The 14,590-nt window shown below is 65.8% G+C and carries 15 protein-coding genes and 4 tRNA genes; 7 read left to right on the top strand and 12 right to left on the bottom strand.

Going from position 1 to position 14,590, the window contains the following annotated elements:
* Window positions 1–200: 200 nt before the first annotated feature.
* Genes H0X90_RS14060 through H0X90_RS14050 form a run of 3 tightly spaced genes read left to right on the top strand, consistent with a single transcriptional unit; the run spans window position 201 to window position 2,171 of the window.
* Window positions 201–836, top strand: coding sequence for an SCO family protein (locus tag H0X90_RS14060; RefSeq protein WP_006497709.1), 636 nt, complete (start codon window positions 201–203; stop codon window positions 834–836).
* An 8-nt stretch (window positions 837–844) separates the two neighbouring features.
* The gene (locus H0X90_RS14055) at window positions 845–1,291 is read left to right on the top strand and encodes a copper chaperone PCu(A)C (protein ID WP_077188799.1); all 447 of its coding nucleotides are present in this window, start codon (window positions 845–847) and stop codon (window positions 1,289–1,291) included.
* A 10-nt stretch (window positions 1,292–1,301) separates the two neighbouring features.
* Entirely contained in the window at window positions 1,302–2,171 is an 870-nt protein-coding gene (locus tag H0X90_RS14050) for a cytochrome c oxidase assembly protein (protein ID WP_006491689.1), read from the top strand.
* A 22-nt stretch (window positions 2,172–2,193) separates the two neighbouring features.
* On the opposite strand, the gene H0X90_RS14045 is transcribed toward H0X90_RS14050, so the two are convergent.
* Together H0X90_RS14045 and H0X90_RS14040 are read right to left on the bottom strand one after the other, a co-directional pair.
* On the bottom strand, window positions 2,194–2,685 hold the full coding sequence (locus tag H0X90_RS14045) for a GNAT family N-acetyltransferase (protein WP_006482188.1): 492 nt from the start codon (window positions 2,683–2,685) through the stop codon (window positions 2,194–2,196).
* A 133-nt stretch (window positions 2,686–2,818) separates the two neighbouring features.
* Window positions 2,819–3,685: a pirin family protein gene (locus tag H0X90_RS14040; protein ID WP_006482192.1), complete on the bottom strand. Its 867-nt coding sequence runs from the start codon at window positions 3,683–3,685 to the stop codon at window positions 2,819–2,821.
* Window positions 3,686–3,796: 111 nt separating this feature from the next.
* On the opposite strand from H0X90_RS14040, the gene H0X90_RS14035 reads away from it, so the two are divergent.
* Window positions 3,797–4,714, top strand: coding sequence for a LysR family transcriptional regulator (locus H0X90_RS14035; protein WP_006482198.1), 918 nt, complete (start codon window positions 3,797–3,799; stop codon window positions 4,712–4,714).
* A 102-nt stretch (window positions 4,715–4,816) separates the two neighbouring features.
* On the top strand, window positions 4,817–5,320 hold the full coding sequence (locus H0X90_RS14030; RefSeq protein WP_077188800.1) for a GAF domain-containing protein: 504 nt from the start codon (window positions 4,817–4,819) through the stop codon (window positions 5,318–5,320).
* 119 nt (window positions 5,321–5,439) lie between these two features.
* Here H0X90_RS14030 and map read toward each other — a convergent pair whose 3' ends face one another.
* Both map and H0X90_RS14020 read right to left on the bottom strand, forming a co-directional pair.
* The gene (gene map, locus H0X90_RS14025) at window positions 5,440–6,246 is read right to left on the bottom strand and encodes a type I methionyl aminopeptidase (RefSeq protein ID WP_006482199.1); all 807 of its coding nucleotides are present in this window, start codon (window positions 6,244–6,246) and stop codon (window positions 5,440–5,442) included.
* Window positions 6,246–6,482 carry a ParD-like family protein gene (locus tag H0X90_RS14020; RefSeq protein WP_006482191.1) on the bottom strand — a complete coding sequence of 79 codons (237 nt, stop codon included), beginning with the start codon at window positions 6,480–6,482 and terminating at the stop codon, window positions 6,246–6,248. The genes map and H0X90_RS14020 overlap by 1 nt, the downstream gene beginning before the upstream one ends.
* A gap of 147 nt (window positions 6,483–6,629) precedes the next feature.
* On the opposite strand from H0X90_RS14020, the gene H0X90_RS14015 reads away from it, so the two are divergent.
* A complete protein-coding gene (locus tag H0X90_RS14015) occupies window positions 6,630–7,250 on the top strand; it encodes a helix-turn-helix domain-containing protein (protein ID WP_077189683.1) in 621 nt (206 codons plus the stop codon).
* A 50-nt stretch (window positions 7,251–7,300) separates the two neighbouring features.
* Complete coding sequence (locus tag H0X90_RS14010) at window positions 7,301–7,849, top strand: GNAT family N-acetyltransferase (RefSeq protein ID WP_006482197.1); 549 nt, start codon at window positions 7,301–7,303, stop codon at window positions 7,847–7,849.
* A 94-nt stretch (window positions 7,850–7,943) separates the two neighbouring features.
* Here the strand turns inward: H0X90_RS14010 and H0X90_RS14005 are convergent, their stop codons facing one another.
* From H0X90_RS14005 to uvrC, 8 genes are all read right to left on the bottom strand, one after another.
* Window positions 7,944–8,876 carry an alpha/beta fold hydrolase gene (locus H0X90_RS14005; protein ID WP_059721518.1) on the bottom strand — a complete coding sequence of 311 codons (933 nt, stop codon included), beginning with the start codon at window positions 8,874–8,876 and terminating at the stop codon, window positions 7,944–7,946.
* Between the two features lie 184 nt (window positions 8,877–9,060).
* Complete coding sequence (locus tag H0X90_RS14000; RefSeq protein WP_006482189.1) at window positions 9,061–10,539, bottom strand: sensor domain-containing diguanylate cyclase; 1,479 nt, start codon at window positions 10,537–10,539, stop codon at window positions 9,061–9,063.
* Between the two features lie 643 nt (window positions 10,540–11,182).
* Window positions 11,183–11,256: transfer RNA gene (locus tag H0X90_RS13995), tRNA-Cys, on the bottom strand.
* A 99-nt stretch (window positions 11,257–11,355) separates the two neighbouring features.
* Window positions 11,356–11,431, bottom strand: a tRNA-Gly gene (locus H0X90_RS13990).
* A 52-nt stretch (window positions 11,432–11,483) separates the two neighbouring features.
* A tRNA-Gly gene (locus H0X90_RS13985) sits at window positions 11,484–11,559 on the bottom strand.
* Window positions 11,560–11,611: 52 nt separating this feature from the next.
* A tRNA-Gly gene (locus tag H0X90_RS13980) sits at window positions 11,612–11,687 on the bottom strand.
* Between the two features lie 141 nt (window positions 11,688–11,828).
* A complete protein-coding gene (gene pgsA, locus H0X90_RS13975) occupies window positions 11,829–12,416 on the bottom strand; it encodes a CDP-diacylglycerol--glycerol-3-phosphate 3-phosphatidyltransferase (RefSeq protein ID WP_011544951.1) in 588 nt (195 codons plus the stop codon).
* Between the two features lie 90 nt (window positions 12,417–12,506).
* Window positions 12,507–14,543 carry an excinuclease ABC subunit UvrC gene (uvrC, locus tag H0X90_RS13970; protein ID WP_077189690.1) on the bottom strand — a complete coding sequence of 679 codons (2,037 nt, stop codon included), beginning with the start codon at window positions 14,541–14,543 and terminating at the stop codon, window positions 12,507–12,509.
* Between the last annotated feature and the right edge of the window lie 47 nt (window positions 14,544–14,590).

Below are 14,590 nucleotides of genomic sequence, written 5' to 3'. Positions count from 1 at the left end.
TGCGCCCCCAGATGGGCGAAACCGGGGCCGCGCGAACACCGCGCCGCCCGCCGCGTCAACTGCGACATATTGCCCCGCTCGCCCGCCCCGCAGGGGTTTCGAAAGGACGCAGGCGCGCGAATTGCGCTACAGTCGCAACCGCCTGCCGCGCGGCGCATGGCATCGCGCCCCGGCTATCCATCGTCCGATCGAGCCCCAGGATGTCGTCTGCCCGCCTCGCGCCGCACCGGCGCCTCTCCCGCCTCATCCGCGCGACCGCGGCCCTCGCCGCCGTCGTGGCGCTCGCCGCGTGCACGCACGACGAGCCGCGCTGGAACCTGACCAACGTCACCGGCCACCTGCCCGACCTGTCGTTCAAGCTGACGGGCGGCGACGGCCATCCTGTCGACGCCGATGCATTCCGCGGCCGCGTCGCGCTCGTCTACTTCGGCTACACGCACTGCCCCGATGTCTGCCCCGAAACCCTCGCGCGGCTGATGGAAGTACTGGCGAAGCTCGGCCCGCAGGCGGACGACGTGCGCATCCTGTTCGTCTCCGTCGATCCCGCGCGCGATACGCCGCAGGCGATGCAGTCCTATGTCGCCGCGTTCGACGCCGCGCATGCGCGCGGCCTGACCGGCACCGACGGCCAGATCGAATCGCTGGCCAAGCGCTATCGCGTCGCGTATCAGATGGAAAAACGCGATCCGTCCGGCGGCTACGAAGTGACGCACAGCTCGGCCGTCTACATCTTCGACGCGACCGGCCGCGCGCGCCTGCTCGCGACCGATCGCGATTCGCCCGACGCCATCGCCGCCGATGTGCGCCGGATCATCGACACCGCCTCCACGACCTGAATTCCGCCATGAACACGAAAACGACCCTCAAGACGTTCGCCCTCGCCGCCGCGCTGTGCGCCGGCGCCCATGCGTATGCCGCCGGCACGATCAGCGCGCAGAACGCGTGGGTGCGCTGGCTGCCGAACAAGCTGCCCGCGGGCGGCTACGTGACGCTCGTGAATACGAGCGACAAGCCGGTCGATCTCGTCGACGTCGACAGCCCCGACTACGGGATGGCCATGCTGCACCAGACGGTCTCGAACGGCTCGACGCAGAAGATGGAGATGGTCGACAAGCTGACGATCCCCGCGCGCGGCAAGGTCGACATCGCGCCGGGCGGCTATCACTTCATGCTCGAGGAGCCGAAGCACGCGATCAAGCCGGGCGACACCGTGCACCTGCGCCTGAAATTCTCCGACGGCGAAACGGTCGATGCACCGTTCCCCGTGAAATCGCCGGCCCAGACGAAGTGATGCGCGCGCGATGAACCTCCTGTACTGGCTCGATCCGTGGGAACCGTCGCCGACCGTGGTCATCGCGGTGCTGGCGGCCGCCGTGCTGTTCGCACGCGGCGTGAAAAAGGCGAAGGTGTCGCCGCTGCGGCAGTTCTCGTTCTGGTTCGGGCTGACGGCGCTCTATATCGCGCTGCATACGCGGCTCGACTATTTCTTCGAGCATGAATTCTTCATGCACCGCGCGCAGCATCTCGTGCTGCATCACCTCGGGCCGTTCTTCATCGCGCTGTCCTATCCTGGCGCGGCGATCCGCGCGGGCATTCCGTTTCGCTGGCGGCAGCGCTTCGTGCGCCCCGCGCTCGCATGGGCGCCGGTGCGCGCGACGCTCGACGTGGTGTTCCATCCGGTCGTCGCGGTCGTGCTGTTCGTCGGGCTGATCTATTTCTGGCTGCTGTCGCCGATCCATTTCATCGCGATGCTCGACTGGCGTCTCTATCGCGTGATGAACTGGAGCATGGTGATCGACGGGCTGCTGTTCTGGTGGCTCGTCGTCGATCCGCGTCCCGCGCCGCCCGCGCGGCTGTCGCCGGGCCGCCGGATCCTGATCGTCGTCGCGGCGATCCCGCCGCAGATCGCGCTCGGCGCGCTGATCTTCTTCACGCCGCACGAGCTGTATCCGATCTACTCGATCTGCGGCCGCGCGTTCACGTGGCTGAGCCCGCTGCGCGACCAGCAGATCGGCGGCCTGCTGCTGTGGATTCCCGGCTCGATGATGAGCGTGATCGGCGCGCTGATCGCGCTGCGGCATTGGCTGCGGCTATCCGCGCGCGGGCGCCTGATCGGCGAGCGCGCCGCGCAGCGCGCGGACAAACCGCCCGTCGCACGCGCCGCGCACTGACTGCGGCGGCGCCCGGCGCGCGTCACGCGCGTGCGCTGCTCATCCACACGTGCGGGATGCCGTCCTCGTCGTGCACGTCCGAACTCGGCGTGAAGCCGAATGCCCCGTAGAACCGCTGCAAGTGAGCCTGCGCATGCAGGCTTACCGGCGTATCCGGCCATTGCGCGCGGATATGCTCGAGCGCGCGCGACAGCAGCCCGTTGCCGAGGCCCGCGCCGCGAAACGCGGCGGTCGTCAGCACGCGGCCGATGCGCACGTCGGTGTGTTGCGCATCGGGCAGCAGCACGCGCAGATAGCCGGCCAGGCGGCCGGCCGGATCGAAGGCGGCCAGGTGCCACGCGGCCTGGTCCGCATCGTCGATGTCGCGATACACGCAATTCTGTTCGACGACGAATACGGCGCTGCGCGCCTCCAGGATCGAATAGATTTCGCGCGCGGTCAGCGCGTCGAAGGATTTCCAGCGCCAGTCGAGATCGGCGGTACGCGGGGATGCGGCAGGTGCGGATGCGTTCATGTGCGGTCCTGATTCGGGCGCGCCGACCGGCGCGCGACAACCGTCGATTATGCCTCGAACCGCCCCACGCGCGCGACCGCGTGCCACGCGCGAAAAAAGGCCCCGCATTGCGCGGGGCCTGCTCGTCATGCCGTCATGCCGGCATCTGGCCGAAGCGGCCGCTGTTGAAGTCCTCGATCGCGGTACGGATCTCCGCTTGCGAGTTCATCACGAACGGACCGTAACCGACGACCGGCTCGTCGATCGGCTCGCCGCTCAGGATCAGCAGCTTCGCGTCGCCGTTCGCTTCGATCTCGACGTCGCTACCGTCGCGGCCGAGTTGCACGAACTGCGCCTCGCGGGCCACCGTCTCGCCGTTCACCTGCACGGTGCCGCTCAGCACGACCACCGCGAGCGTCCGCCCTTCGGCGACCGGGAACCGCGCATGGCCGCCGGCCACGAGCCGCACGTCCCACACGTCGATCGGCGTGTGCGTGCGGGCCGGGCCGCGCCGCCCGTCGAGTTCACCGGCGATGATCCGCGCCCGCCCGGCGCCGTCCGGCAGCTCGACCACCGGGATATCGGCGTTCAGCAGCGTCTGGTACCCGGGCGCGCCCATCTTGTCCGCGGCGGGCAGGTTCACCCACAGCTGCACCATCTCGAGCGGGCCGCCCTGCTTCGTGAACGCCTCCGAGTGGAATTCCTCGTGCAGAATCCCGCTCGCGGCCGTCATCCACTGCACGTCGCCCGGGCCGATCGTGCCGCCCGCACCGGTCGAGTCGCGGTGCGCGACTTCGCCGTCATAGACGATCGTCACCGTTTCGAACCCGCGGTGCGGATGCTGGCCGACACCGCGCGGCGCGGTCGTCGGTTCGAACGTCGCGGGGCCGGCGTAATCGAGCAGCAGGAACGGGCTCAGATGCGTGCCATGAGACTGGTAGCTGAACATCGAACGCACCGGGAACCCGTCGCCGACCCAATGGCCGCGCGGCGCACTGTACACACCCTGGATCTTCTTCATTGCCCTTCTCCATATTGCGGCGAAACCCGTGTTTCGCATCCATGAGTGACAATATAGAGATGGAACGAACGATCCGGTAGACTGCCGAAATCGCACTCAGCGTTCCATTTCATGAACGATAAAGCGCGGGATCTGAACGATCTCTATTACTTCGTGCAGGTCGTCGAACACGGCGGCTTCGCGCCGGCCGGGCGCGCGCTGGACATGCCGAAATCGAAGCTGAGCCGGCGCATCGCGCTGCTCGAGGCGCGGCTCGGGATGCGGCTGATTCAGCGTTCGACGCGCCGTTTCACGGTCACCGACGTCGGCCAGACCTATTACGCGCATTGCCGCGCGATGCTCGTCGAGGCCGACGCCGCCGACGAGGCGATCGCGCTGCTGCACGAGGAGCCGCGCGGCATCGTGCGTGTCAGTTGCCCGATCGTGCTGCTCGATTCGCTGGTCGGCACGATGATCGCCGCGTTCATGGCCGCGTGCCCGCGCGTCGAGATCCACCTGGAAGCGACCAACCGGCGCGTCGACGTGGTCGGCGAAGGGATCGACGTCGCGATCCGCGTGCGCCCGCCGCCGCTCGAGGACAGCGATCTCGCGCTACGCGTGCTCGCGGAGCGCGGCCAGTGTCTCGTCGCGAGCCCCGCACTGCTGCGCGAGCACGGTGTACCGGCCGTTCCCGCCGATCTCACGCGCCTGCCGAGTCTCGACCACGGCGTGCCGCAGTCCACGCACGTGTGGCGGCTGCGCGGGCCCGACGGCGCGCAGGCGGAAATCCATCACCAGCCGCGCTTCGTGACGGGCGGCATGCTCGCGCTGCGCGCGGCGGCCGTCGCGGGCGTCGGCGTCGTGCAATTGCCGACGATGATGGTGCGCGATGAAGTCGCGCGCGGCGAGCTGACGACCGTCCTGCCGGACTGGGCGCCGCGCCGCGAAATCGTGCACGCGGTGTTCGCGTCGCGCCGCGGGCTGCTGCCGGCGGTGCGGGCGCTGCTCGATTTCCTGGCCGAACGGTTCGCCGAACTCGAACCCGACTGAGCGCGCCGCGTCACGCACGACCACACGCTGCAGAGCGCGCGCGGGTGCCGTAGACTGCGGTACGCGCGAGTGCGCATTTCACAACCCCTATCGCTTTCCGCCATGTTCACGCTGTCCAACGACCCTACCGCCTCCAAGGCCGATCAATACGCGACGCTCGTCGAGCAGGCGCGCGCGCTCGTCGAATCCGAACGCGACCTGACCGCGAATGCGGCGAATTTCTCCGCGCTCGTCTATCACTCGCTCGATCGCCTGAACTGGGCCGGCTTCTACTTCTTCGACGGCACCGACCTCGTGGTCGGACCGTTCCAGGGCAAGCCCGCGTGCGTGCGGATCGCGCTCGGCAAGGGCGTGTGCGGCACGGCCGCGCAGACCCGCGAGACGCAGGTCGTGCGCGACGTGCACGACTTCCCCGGCCATATCGCATGCGATGCGGCGTCCGAATCGGAAATCGTCGTGCCGCTGGTCGCCGGCGACGGCACGCTGATCGGCGTGTGGGACGTCGACAGCCCGGTCGCCGCGCGCTTCGACGACGAAGACCGCCAAGGGATGGAAGCACTCTGTCGCGTGTTCGTCGAACACGCTTGGGAGAAGGCGCGCGGTTAAGCGCCGCGGCGTCGCGGCGCCGGCCGCCGTGAACGACACGGGCCCCGCGAAGGGGCCCGTTTCATTGCAACGCTTCGATTGCAACGCTACGCCGCCGTGCGCGGCGCACCCTGCCAGTGTCAGGCAGCGTGCGTGCCCGGAAGCGCCGAGAACGCCTGCGGCTTCGCGTCCTCGGTGAGCACCTCGAAACCCGTTTCCGTCACGACGACCATGTGCTCCCATTGCGCGGACAGCGAATGGTCCTTCGTGACGACCGTCCAGCCGTCGGCCAGCACGTGGGTGTCGCGCTTGCCCGCGTTGAGCATCGGCTCGATCGTGAAGATCATCCCCGGCCGCAGCGGCAGGCCGGTGCCCGGGCGACCGTAATGCAGCACCTGCGGCTCGTCGTGATAGACGTCGCCGATGCCGTGCCCGCAATACTCGCGCACCACGCTGAACCCTTCACGATGGGCGACCTGCTGGATCGCATAACCGACGTCGCCGAGCGTCGCGCCGGGACGCACCGCGCGAATGCCGGCGTGCATTGCCTCGTAGGTCGCCGCGACGAGCCGCCGCGCGAGTTCGTTCGGTTCGCCGACGAAGTACATGCGGCTCGTATCGCCGAACCAGCCGTCCTTGATCACTGCGATGTCGAGGTTCACGATGTCGCCGTCGCGCATCGGCCGCGACGTCGGAATGCCGTGACAGACCACGTGGTTGACCGACGTGCACAGCGTCTTCGGATAGCCGTGGTAGCCGATGTTCGCGGGAATCGCGCCCAATTCGTCGATGATGTATTCGCGGCAGCGTGCGTCCAGCTCATCGGTGGTGACGCCCGGCTTCACGTACTCGGTGATCATCGTCAGCACCTGCGACGCGAGCTTCGCGGCTTCGCGCGACTTGGCGATTTCCGCGGCACCGCGGATCGGAATTTCGCGTTTCGCCATCACGCCACCTGCTCGATGCCGTGCGCGGCCGTCTCCGCCGGCCCCACGTCGCCGCCCCGCGCCTCGGCCTCGATCAACATCTTGCAGATGTCGCCGTAGGACAGCGCCGGGTTGAGTTCCGCCAGCATCCCGACACGCAGCCAGTGTTCGGCCTGCGCGTTGATCGAACGGCTCAACGCCGTGCTCGTCGAGCGCAGCCGCTCATGCATATGCTCGGAAATCTTGATGATGCCCATATATCCCCAATTAAACGAAACGTAGCTGTTTCGTATATTACGCTGCGCATGACGACCGGGCAAGCCGTTCGTGTCTCGCCTCCTGCCGCCCCGCTGCGGGAAATACCGTTGACATCGAATTCCAGCTTGCTGGACAATAAATCCATTATGAAAGAATCAGCGATCATCGCGGCCGACGATACGGGCATCAACGAGCGCATTGCCCGGCGCGTGCGCGACCTGCGCGCCGTTCGAGGCTACACGCTCGACGCGCTGGCCGCGCGTTCCGGCGTCAGCCGTTCGATGATCTCGCTCATCGAACGCGCGTCGGCCAGCCCGACGGCCGTCGTGCTCGACAAGCTCGCGGCCGGCCTCGGCGTGTCGCTGGCCGGACTGTTCGGCGGCGACCGGGACGACGCGCCCGCCCAGCCGCTCGCACGGCGCGCGCAGCAGGCCGAATGGCGCGACCCGGCGTCCGGCTATGTGCGGCGCAACCTGTCGCCGGCCGGCTGGCCGTCGCCGATCCAGCTCGTCGAGGTCGATTTCCCGCCCGGCGCGCGCGTCGCGTACGACAGCGGCGGGCGCGAAAGCGCGCTGCATCAGCAGGTGTGGATCATCAGCGGCCGCGTCGACGTCACGTTCGGCGACGTGCTGCACGAACTTCACGAAGGCGACTGTCTGGCCATGCGGCTCGACCAGCCGCTGATCTTCAGCAATCCGTCGTCGCATGCCGCGCGCTATGTCGTCGCGATCTGCGATGCATTCGCCGCCGGCGTGCGGAGCACGTGACGCGCGCATCGTGTGCGGAACCGATTCAGAGCCAACAGGAAGGAACCCGTATGAATTCCCCGACGCAGCGCGACGACGTGCGCCTGATCGATTGCAGCGAGGCCGAACACGCGGCGGCCATCCTCGAGATCCTGAACGACGCGATCGTGAACTCGACCGCGCTGTACGACTATCGACCGCGCCCGCCGGAAGCGATGGTCACGTGGTTCGCGACGAAACGCGCGGGCGGCTTCCCGGTTTTCGGCGCCGTCGACGCAGCGGGCGAACTGCTCGGCTTCGCGAGCTGGGGTACGTTCCGCGCGTTTCCGGCGTTCAAGTACACGGTCGAACACAGCGTCTACGTGCGCAACGACCAGCGCGGTCGCGGGCTCGGCGAACGGCTGCTGCGCGAAGTGGTCCGGCGGGCGCGCGAAGCGCAGGTGCACGTGCTGGTCGGCTGCATCGACGCGACCAATGCCGGCAGCATCGCGCTGCATACGAAACTGGGGTTCGTGCACGCGGGCACGATCGCGGAGGCGGGCTTCAAGTTCGGCCGCTGGCTCGATGCGGCGTTCTATCAGTTGAAGCTCGAGACGCCGGCGCAGCCGGTGGATGGGTGATGATGGCTTGCGACACGTCGCGTGCGCCGTGCGCGACGGCTTCAGGTGATGCAGGAAACCTCTCTTCCGGTCGTCAGGCCGCAGGATCATGAGCTCACCGCCCGGCAATCGCGCGTATGGCCTCCGCAAAGACATCTGGCGCCTCGCGCGGGACGAAGTGTCCTATTCCATGCAGCAGGCGGCGTTCATAGTGCCCGGAAAAGTACCGCTCCTTGTTTTCAGACGTGACGGGCAAATTGTCACGATCTTCCGCACCCTGGAGCATGATGGTGTCGACAGGGATCATCGGCGAAGCCGCCAATTGTCGTTCTATCTGCTCGTGCTGACCTGCGCCCGGCGCATCATGCCAGCGCTGTCGGTAAGCATGAAGGCTGATGTCGGCCCAGTCGGGATTGTCGAGAGAGCCGATCATGGCTTGAAAGTCGCTCTCCCTGTCGGGCCAAGCGGGCGACCAGCTGTGCCACAAGTATCTGCACAACCGTTCGCGATCCTCTCGATAGGCCTTCATTCCATACGTCGTCGCGACATACCACTCGTACCAATACGCGTTGGCCAGTTCATAGGGCATTTCGTTGGCCGGCATCGCGGTGGCATAGCCCGCCGCGGCGGTAACCATACCGTTTATTCTTTCGGGAAACAGCGCCGCGACGCCGTACGCCGCGCGCGCTCCCCAGTCGTACCCGGCGAGGAGGACGTTCGTCAAATCCAGCGCTTCCACGAACTGCGACAAATCAAGGGTCAGCGCTGCAATTGCGCCGCTGCGCATCGTGTCGCCATTCAAGAAGCGTGTCGGTCCCGATCCACGCAGATAGGGCGCGTAGATTCGGAACTGCTGACCACTCGATCCGAGGCCCAGGATAGTCTTGTCCCAGCACTGAACATCGTCGGGCCATCCGTGGACAAGGACCAGCGGCGGTCCGTCAAGCGGGCCCGATACTTCGTAGGCCACGTCGAGTTCGCCGGTGCGACATGTCAAGAAATTTCGTGGCGATCCGCGTGTGCCCCGCTCATTCGCATCTGAAGTCATATCGATCTCCGGAAAGACGATTCAAAGATGCCGGCAAGCAGCAGCATCGCTCATTCCCGTTCGACATGACTTCCGACCGAATTTCGCGCGCAACGATTCGTCATGGAATCGTGCGTCTACGTAGACGCACCGACATACCCGAGCCCAAAGTAACGTTGAGACTCCTGCTCGGGTCCAATCACCGTCAAATCGACGACTGGAAAGCGGAAACCTTGTTCCGACCGGCTGCCTTCGCGTAATACAACGCCTCGTCGGCCGCCTTGATGACCGCACCGGGATCGCCGTCCTGATCCGGTGTCCAACTCGCCAACCCGATGCTGGCAGTCACACGCCCGTATTCGCTTCCGGCGTGCTCGAGCGCCAGTTCGTTGATCGCCGCGCGTATTCGTTCAGCAGTCTGGGCTGCCCCCGTCGGTGGCGTGTCAGGGAGCAACACGACGAATTCCTCTCCGCCGTAGCGAGCCGCCGTATCGGTCGGTCGGCGAATGTTTTCGCCGATGCAGCGCGCGACTGCAGCCAGCGCATCGTCCCCCGCCTGGTGACCATAGGTGTCGTTGTAGGCTTTGAAACGATCGACATCGACAAACAGCAATGAAAAAACGGAATGGGCTCGTCGCGCACGGCGCCACTCCCGGTCCAGAACTTCCCCAAAACTGCGGCGATTGTTAAGACCGGTGAGCCCGTCGGTGCGTGCCAGCAACTCAAGCTCGGATTCCGCGCGCATCCGACGCCGCAGTTGCACACCGAGAAACACGGATAGCGCAATGAACGCTGCGCCGAACGTCGCAACCAGCAGGCCGATCGTCTCCGCACGACGTCGCCACGCAGCATAAATATCCTGCTCCGCCTCTGCGACCATGATGATCAGAGGCAGCGTCGGCAAATTCTTGAAGTAGTAGAGACGGCGCACGCCGTCGATCGATGCCGTTTCCGAGAATGAGCCCTCGGGCGCGCTCCGGAAGCGCTGGAAGGTTGCCGCTTTGCCGATATCGCGACCGATGGTCCGGACGTCGTACGGCTGCCGCATGACCATGATGCCGTCCTTTCCGATCAGCGATATCGAGCCGTGTTGTCCCAATGACAACCCTGCGAACAGCTTGTGGAAATATTCAAGGTTGATGGCGATCAGCGCGATACCGGCAAACGAACCATCCGGATTCGATATGCGCCGCGACAGCGCAATGCTCAGCATACCGGCGCGCAAGCGCGACACGAATGGATCGCTGACGTAAAGCCCCACGTTCGGATTGTCGCGGTGGATCGTGAAGTATCTGCGATCGGCGAAATTGCCCTTGCGCGGCACGTCGTTGGCCGAATCCAGAATGATATTCCCGTCGGCATCGAGCACCAGTTGCGAACCGATGAATTGCGCCGTCATTGCATGATCGAACAGCGCTTCCCGCCGCAGCGCGGGCGCCGCAGCCATCACGTCAGGCCGCTGCAGGCCATGGATCAGCGCCTGCAAGGACAGATCGTAGAGTTCGAGGTTGCGCTCGATGTCGCGCTCGGCCATCAGGCCGAGATTGCGCGAGGTTTCGCTGGCCCGCTCCAGGGCGTCGTGACGGCTTTGGAATAGCTGTAGCACGCACAGGCCCATCAGCGCGCACGCGATCACGATACCGACTGCCACAACGAAATAAGGGGCTGCCGTCCGGTGTTGCATGGATCTCCTCGCTGCAAATTGTGCACATCCGGGTCGGACGTGATTTCGCATACAAAGTCTCGGTCTGGCGCATTGACATGTGCTGCACCAAACTGACCGCAACCGAAAACGGCTGGAGTCTATCGAACGTGATGCGCCGACAACCCGCTACCGGTCGCGCCCTCCTCCGAAATGATTAAATTACATGAGGAAACCACGCTTCCGGGAGAATATGTGAGGCGCGCCACGATCCGCACGCCGATCAAGATCCCGCCAGTTTCTGCTGACGGGCGAGCGAGGATGCCGCGACGATAGTCCCTGCCGGCATCCTCGGTGGAACTGCCCCACGGGCTGTGCGGCGTCATCCCTGAAGATGATCAGCCCGTTTCGTTCAGCAACCTTTCCGCGCGCATGCTCAGAATGTCCGCGATGCTTTGGCGCCAGATGATCGAGTCCGCCGCATCAGTCGGCCCGTGCGTCGGGCAACCCGGTCGCGATCTCGCCGGGATTCGACCGGCCAGAGCCACCGCGCCACGCCGTGTCAGCTGGGCGCGACGAACGCACCCGCGGTGCCCTCCCAGAGGGCGCCCACAGCGCGACCTCTTCGTCCACGGGGGAAAGCGACGCAGAAAAAAGAAAAGCCCCGCCGAAGCGGGGCTTTTTCTGGAGGCGCGAGCCGGAGTCGAACCGGCCTAAACGGCTTTGCAGGCCGCTGCATAACCGCTTTGCTATCGCGCCAAAAGCGGACTGTCCGGATGCCGTGAGGCAAGCGACAGATTTTCATTCGAGGACCGGAGGTCCATCAAATAAAAAGGGAAGCGTGGCTTCCCCATTACTTGGAGCGGGAGACGAGTCTCGAACTCGCGACCTCAACCTTGGCAAGGTTGCGCTCTACCAACTGAGCTACTCCCGCATTGTCCTACATCTGCAGCGCTTCGCCGTACTACACGCTGCCAGAAAGAATCTGGAGCGGGAGACGAGTCTCGAACTCGCGACCTCAACCTTGGCAAGGTTGCGCTCTACCAACTGAGCTACTCCCGCATTGTCCTGCACCTGCAGCGCTTTGCCGTACCACGCGCTGCCAGAAAGAATCTGGAGCGGGAGACGAGTCTCGAACTCGCGACCTCAACCTTGGCAAGGTTGCGCTCTACCAACTGAGCTACTCCCGCGTATTGCTACGCTCCTGCTTCCCCGCCACACACTTACTTCGTCGTGCAGCGGAGAAGCGAGATTATGTCGAAGGCACATTCGTGTGTCAAGGGCTTTTCCAGCCCTTTTTACAAAAACCGCGGCCGCACAGGCGATGCGGGTCAGGCGCCGCCACGCTCGCGAATCTGCGGCCATGCGAGTTTCATGTAGTACAGCATCGACCAGATGGTCAACACCGCGGCCAGATACATCAGCCACTCGCCCCACACGCGCGTGTCGATCGTCACGACGCCGAGCGGCAGCGGCCCGTAGAACAGCAGCATCGGAATCGCGACCATCTGGCACGCGGTCTTGAACTTGCCGAGCTGGTTCACCGCCACGCTCTTCGACGCGCCGATCTGGGCCATCCACTCGCGCAGCGCCGAAATCGCGATCTCGCGACCGACGATCACCAGCGCGATCGCCGCGTCGACCCGCGAAATCTGCACGAGGATCAGCAGCGCGGCCGTCACCATCAGCTTGTCCGCGACCGGGTCGAGGAACGCGCCGAACGACGACGTCTGGTTCCACTTGCGGGCGAGGAAGCCGTCGAACCAGTCGGTCAGCGCGGCGAGGATGAAGATCGCCGCCGCCGCGAGATTGCGGTGCGCGCCGCCCATCACCGTGTCCGGCAGATAGAACACGCCGACGACGAGCGGAATCAGCACGATCCGTACCCACGTCAGGAAAATCGGGAAATTGAACGGCATGGCATGCGGGACAGTAAAGGATTCGCAATTGTGCCGTGTCGACCGGCCTGCCACAAGAACGCTGGCAACGCCGCCGGCCGCACGGCCGCGTCAGTGAAGCTGCTTGTAGATCTGCTCGGCGAGCGCGTGCGAAATGCCCTCGACGCTCGCCAGTTCCTCGACACTCGCGGCCACCACGCCGCGCAACCCGCCGAAGCGCGCGAGCAGCCGCTGCCGGCGCTTCGCGCCGACGCCCTCGAGTTCCTCGAGTCGCGACGTCTGGCGCGCCTTCGCCCGCTTCGCCCGCATGCCGGTGATCGCGAAACGGTGCGCCTCGTCGCGGATCTGCGCGACGAGCATCAGCGCGGCGCTCTCCTTGCCGAGTTCGAGCGGCGTGCGGCCGTCCGCAAACACCAGCGTTTCGAGGCCGACCTTGCGCCCCTCGCCTTTCGCGACGCCGACCAGCATCGACGTATCGAGGCCGAGCTCGGTGAATACCTGCCGCGCGATCTCGACCTGGCCCTTGCCGCCGTCGATCAGCACGATGTTCGGCAGCAGGCTCGACGCCTCGGCCTGGCGCGTCGACTCGCCGTCGATGCCGGCCGCTTCGTCGACGGCCGCCGCCTGCGCGGCCTGCTCGACCATCTTCTCGTAGCGGCGCGTGAGCACCTGCCGCATCGCCGCGTAATCGTCGCCCGGCGTGATGCCCGTGATGTTGTAGCGGCGGTATTCGCCCGACTGCATCTTGTGATGGTGATAGACGACGCACGACGCCTGCGTCGCCTCGCCCATCGTATGGCTGATGTCGAAGCATTCGATCCGCAGCGTCGCGAGATCGTCGCTGTCGTAGCTGAGCGCGTCCGCCAGCGCGCGCGTACGCGCCTGCTGCGAGCCCTGCTCGGACAGCAGCCGCGCGAGCGCGAGGCGCGCGTTCTGCTCGGCCATCGACAGCCACGCGCGCCGCTGCCCCTGCGGCTGCCGCACCAGCGACACCTTGTGGCCGGCCTGCTCGGACAGCAGCTCCAGCAGGTCGCGGCTCGCCGGTGCATGGCTGACGACGAGCACGGGCGGCACGCGATTGCCGAGATAGTGCTGCGCGATGAACGCGTCGAGCACCTCGGCCTCGACCGACGCCGCGGCCGCCGTGCCGCGCGCGCTGCCGGCCTCTTCCGCGGGCAGATCGGGCACCGCGTCGGCCGTCGCATCGACCGCCTCCGCCGGCTCGGCGTCTTCGCCGAGACCGCCCTCGGCGAGCGTCAGCGCGCTTTCGACGTGCGTCGGGAAATAGGCCTTGTCGCCGAGGTGCCGGCCGCCGCGCACCATCGCGAGGTTCACGCACACGCGCCCGCCCTGCGCGACGACGGCCAGGACATCGACGTCGCTGTCGCTGCCGACCTCGATCGCCTGCTGGTGCAGCACCGTCGCGAGCGAGCTCATCTGGTTGCGCACGGCCGCCGCCTGCTCGAATTTCAGTTCAGCCGCGAACGCGTGCATCTTCTGCTCGAGCTCCTTCATCACTTCGGACTGCCGGCCGAGCAGGAACCGTGCGGCGTTCGACACATCGACCGCGTAATCCTCGTCGGAGATCGCGCCGACGCACGGCGCCGTGCACCGCCCGATCTGGTGCAACAGGCACGGCCGCGTGCGGTTGTTGAAGACCGAATCCTCGCAGGTGCGCAACTGGAACACGCGCTGCAGGATCTGGATGCTCTCGCGCACGGCCCACGCACTCGGGAACGGCCCGAAATACTGGTTCTGCTTGTCGACTGAGCCGCGGTAGTAGGCCATCCGCGGAAAGCGGTGCGCGGTCAGCTTCAGGTACGGATACGATTTGTCGTCGCGAAACAGGATGTTGTAACGCGGCGCGAGCGCCTTGATCAGGTTGTTCTCGAGCAGCAGCGCTTCGGCTTCCGAGCGCGTGACGGTCGTTTCGATGCGCGCGATGCGCGTGACCATCATCGCGATGCGCGGCGACAGTTGCGTCTTCGTGAAATAGCTCGACACGCGCTTTTTCAGGTCGCGCGCCTTGCCGACGTAGAGGACGGCGCCCGCCGTGTCGTAATAGCGATAGACACCCGGCATGTGCGGCAACTGCGCAAGGATCTTCTTCGGTTCGAACGGAGTATCGGAAGCTTCTGGGGATGTCATGCGTGATCCGGGCGCCTTGTAACGCGGAACGGGTCCATTAGAATCGC

It is taken from the genome of Burkholderia sp. 9775_39 (assembly GCF_015712225.1).
In the GTDB taxonomy this organism is placed as follows: Bacteria; Pseudomonadota; Gammaproteobacteria; order Burkholderiales; family Burkholderiaceae; genus Burkholderia; species Burkholderia cenocepacia.
Note: the sequence above shows the minus strand (reverse complement) of the source record. Positions and strands in the feature narration are given on the sequence as shown.